This is a genomic window from Chloroflexus sp., assembly GCF_034435895.1.
In the GTDB taxonomy this organism is placed as follows: Bacteria; Chloroflexota; Chloroflexia; order Chloroflexales; family Chloroflexaceae; genus Chloroflexus.
The window spans coordinates 1-4066 of record NZ_DAOTWH010000178.1 but is presented as its reverse complement, the minus strand read 5'-3'; the positions used below and the strand labels follow the sequence as shown (position 1 = coordinate 4066).

The 4066-nt window shown below is 62.1% G+C and carries 4 protein-coding genes; 2 read left to right on the top strand and 2 right to left on the bottom strand.

All coding sequences use genetic code 11. From position 1 onward, the window contains the following. Window positions 1–77: 77 nt before the first annotated feature. Window positions 78–872, bottom strand: coding sequence for a TspO/MBR family protein (locus U9R81_RS10665; protein WP_322495441.1), 795 nt, complete (start codon window positions 870–872; stop codon window positions 78–80). A gap of 80 nt (window positions 873–952) precedes the next feature. On the opposite strand from U9R81_RS10665, the gene U9R81_RS10660 reads away from it, so the two are divergent. Beyond that, window positions 953–2320, top strand: a complete 1368-nt coding sequence (locus U9R81_RS10660) for a dipeptidase (protein WP_322495440.1) — start codon at window positions 953–955, stop codon at window positions 2318–2320. A gap of 421 nt (window positions 2321–2741) precedes the next feature. Beyond that, a complete protein-coding gene (locus tag U9R81_RS10655; RefSeq protein WP_322495439.1) occupies window positions 2742–3314 on the top strand; it encodes a DinB family protein in 573 nt (190 codons plus the stop codon). Window positions 3315–3397: 83 nt separating this feature from the next. Here U9R81_RS10655 and U9R81_RS10650 read toward each other — a convergent pair. Next, window positions 3398–4066 (bottom strand): molybdopterin cofactor-binding domain-containing protein (locus U9R81_RS10650; RefSeq protein WP_322495438.1); only part of this gene is annotated, 669 nt, incomplete at its 5' end.

Genomic DNA, 4066 nt, shown 5'->3' with positions numbered 1-4066 from the left:
CCCTCGCAATGACAACGAAAGTGGTGACACTTGCCCCAAAACCTCTCCGCGCCCTTAGCGTCCTTCGCGTCTTTGCGTTACGAGTCTCTGCGCCGTTGCCCTCTCGGCGTCTGTCCGTTCTGTGCAGCATACGCTGCCGCAATCAACGCTGCCGCCGCCACGCCCCACGCGACCACAGCCAGCGGCGCAATCGCAGCCTGCTTCAGCCCAATCCCGCTGGCGGCCCATGCGATGACCAATGGCAATACGCCATCACGCCAGCGGCGGGCAAACCACCAACTTAGTCCGGCGGCCAGTGCCAGCAACACGATGGTGCTGGCAATGCCGCCAGCGCCGGTATCGCGCCAACCCAGTTCGTACAGAAAAACGCCGCCATTGACCAGCGTGGCTACGCAGATCCAACCCAGATAGACGCTGAAGGCGGGCCGCACCAGCCAGCGTTCGCCGGCGGCGGGTGCGCCGGGACGGCGCAGGACGAGGTAGACGCCGATCAAGCCGATCAAGACGATCAGCATTCCCGGCAACGAGAGGAGCGGCAGATTGTAGTGCCACACCACAATCCACCCAATATTGCCGGCGCAGCTCAACCAAAACCACGGCGCCGCGGCGCGCAAGCGCGGGTTGCCGGCCTGCTCCGGCAGCGCCTGATAGATGGCGTAGCCGATCAAGCCGGTGTAAATCAGCCCCCAGATCGCAAACACATACCCCGGCGGCGTGATCAAGAGCGGGTAGCGATCCGAGATTGCTGCGGTCGTCTGGCCGTTGAGCGGTAGGAGATTGGCCAGCGCATTCACGGCCACCGTCGCTGCCAGCGCGACGATCGTGCCGATCTGTTGCAATTGAAATATTGGACGCGCAAGCAATGTCGCCATATCATTCTCCGGTATAATGTCGATAATGGGGCGAAAGCTGTGCGTCCGCCTATCTGTATTGTAGAGGAGAGCTGACCGCTATGCCAGCCTGGAAGAGCTATCTTGCTGAACATCAAGACCGTTTTCTGGCCGAATTGGTCGATTTTCTGCGCATTCCCAGCGTTTCGGCTATCTCGGAGCATGCCGGCGATGTGTTGCGCGCCGCCGAATGGGTCGCCAATCGCCTCACCGCCGCTGGGATGGAGCACGTTGCCATCCTGCCCACCGGCGGTCACCCGGTAGTCTACGCCGATTGGCTCCATGCCCCCTGCAAGCCGACCGTCTTGATCTATGGCCACTTCGACGTGCAGCCGGTTGATCCGCTCCATTTGTGGACGCACCCGCCCTTCGAGCCGCATATCGAGAATGACCGCATCTATGCCCGTGGCGCGAGCGACGATAAAGGCAATATGCTGATCCCGATCTTGGCGGTTGAGGCCCTCTTGCAGAGCAGCGGTATGCTGCCGGTGAACGTCAAGTTCTTCTTCGAGGGCCAAGAGGAGATCGGCAGTCCCCAGATTCCCGCCTTCCTCCAGCACGAACGCGAACGGTTCGCCTGTGATATGGTGCTGAGTTCCGACGGCGGCCAGTGGAGCGAAGAGCAGCCGCTGATTTTGGTCGGGTTGCGCGGTGGCTGCGGCATTCAGATCGATGTGCGGGCGGCCAAGATGGATTTGCATTCGGGGATGTACGGCGGCGTGGTGCAGAATCCGATCCACGCACTGGTGCAGATTCTGGCCTCGATGCGTTCGAGCGATGGCATGATCACGATCCCCGGCTTCTACGATCAGGTGCGCCCGTTGACGCCAGCCGATCGCGAACGGATCGCCGCCATCCCCTTCGACGAAGCGAAGCTGAAGGAGACGCTCGGCGTACCGGCGCTGTTCGGCGAAGCCGGCTTCACCCCCCGCGAGCGTGAGTGGGTGCGTCCGACGCTTGAGGTGAACGGCATTTGGGGCGGCTTCCAGCAAGAAGGGATTAAGACGGTGCTGCCCGCCGAAGCGCACGCCAAGATTACCTGTCGCCTCGTGCCCGACCAAGACCCGCAGGTGATCCTCGAACTGCTGCAATCCCACATCAAGCGCCATACTCCTCCCGGCGTGACAGTGACGGTAACACCGCTCGCGTTCCAAGCCTATCCCTACCTCATTCCCGAAGACGATCCGGGCAATGTGGCGGTGCGCGAGGTGTTGGTCGAGATGTACGGGCGTGAACCGTACTATGTGCGCAGCGGCGGCTCGATCCCGGTCTGCACGCTCTTCCAACGCCAGCTCGGCGCGTACACCAGCAACTTCGCCTTCGGCCTCGACGACGAGCGGGTGCATTCACCCGACGAATTCTTCCGCCTCAGCAGTTTCCGCAAGGGCCAGATCGCCTACTGCAAACTGCTCGAACGGTTGGGCCGGTAGCGAGGGAGCAACGCAAGGGCGCAGAGCGAGCAAAGGCGCAGAGAGGGTAAACGCAAAGGTGCGACGATCGCAGAGAACGCAAAGGGTTTGATATGATCCCAGCGGGAAACAAGGTGCTTTCATCCCCCCTTTGCACCCACCGTCAGGCAGGAGCGGGGGAGCCGCTGGCTAGCGGGTAAGGGATCGCAGGAGCGAAATGTAGCAGTGCCCCTCTCCCGCAAAGCGGGAGAGGGGTTGGGGGTGAGGGTAAAAAAGCTATCAACTGTATCTGCACTCGTACATTCTGTCCGCCTGTGAAGGAAGGAATTTACCACAGCGGTCGCAGAGGATACAATTAAAATTCCTAAAGATACAACATTGTTTTGTGTCTTTTGCGTCTTTTCGTGGCTATTCTCATATCCCATCTGCGAAGGAGACACCTATGCTTGACTACGCCGCACTCTACCGTCGCGAGCGCACCATGCAAGAGATCGTCAGCGACATAACCGTCGCCGATCTCCATGCCGAAACCGACGAGATGTACGACACTATCGAACGGCTGATCGCCGATTGTGTTGACGCCGACGTCACCTTTCAACCGGTTGATCTCAACGCCAATGATCCCTTCGCCAGCGATCCGAGCGCCGTCAACCAAGCATGGACACTCGGCCACGTGATCGTTCACCTCACCGCGTCGTGCGAAGAGTCGGCCTTTTTGGCTGCCGAGATGGCCCGTGGCGTCAAACTGCATGGCCGGTCGCGCTCCGAAGTGCCGTGGGAGACGGTGACGACCATGGCCCAAGTGCGCCAGCGCTTGGCCGAGAGCCGGCGCATGGTGCACGCTTCGTTGCAGATGTGGCCTGACCAACCCCACCTCGACTATCTGGTTGAGCCGTGGCCCGGCGCGCCGCCGGTTGATGCCCGTGGCCGCTATGCGCTCGGTCTGGCTCACGCCTACGACCATCTCGGCCAGATCGAAGAGATTGTCCGCCAAGCTCGCGCCGCGCGGGGGTGAGGGCAGGTTGAGCGGACATCAGCGTAAGGGTGATTGGTAAGGGCGGGTTTCAAACCCGCCCTCGTCCTCTCTGCCGCCTTTGCTCAACCTTGCTGCAACGCCCGCCACACCACCTCATCGCGCATCGGCAACTCGTAGATGCGGACGCCGGTCGCATCGCGGATGGCATTGGCAATCGCCGCTGCCCCGGCGGTGATCGGCGGTTCACCGACGCCGCGCGCGCCGAAGGGGCCATTCGGAGCCGGGTTCTCCACCAGCACCGCCTCGAAGGTGGGGAGGTCGGCGGCGCGCGGCAGCGTGTAGTCCATCAAGCTGGCGGTCAGCAGCTCGCCGCGCTCATCGTAGCGCAGCGCCTCGTAGAGGCCCCAACCTGCTCCTTGCGCTGCGCCGCCATGGATTTGGCCCTCAACCATCAGCGGGTTGAGCGGGAAGCCAACATCTTGAATTGCAACGTAGCGCAGCGGCTTCACCCGTCCTGTCTCGCGATCAACCTCAACTTGCACAATGTGGGCGACAAAGCCGGGCGCATTCTCGGCGGGGGCAGCTTTTCCATCACCCACAATCGGCCCCGGCCCGCCGGCCTGCTCCTCGGCGCGTTTGGCAATCTCGCCAATCGGGATGGTGCGACCGGGCATACCGTGGATCTGCACCATCCCTTCGCGAATATCGAGGTCGTCAACCCGCGCTTCAAGCATATCGGCGGCCATTTCCAACAACTGCCGGCGCGCCTCGCGCGCGGCGGCGGCCACCGC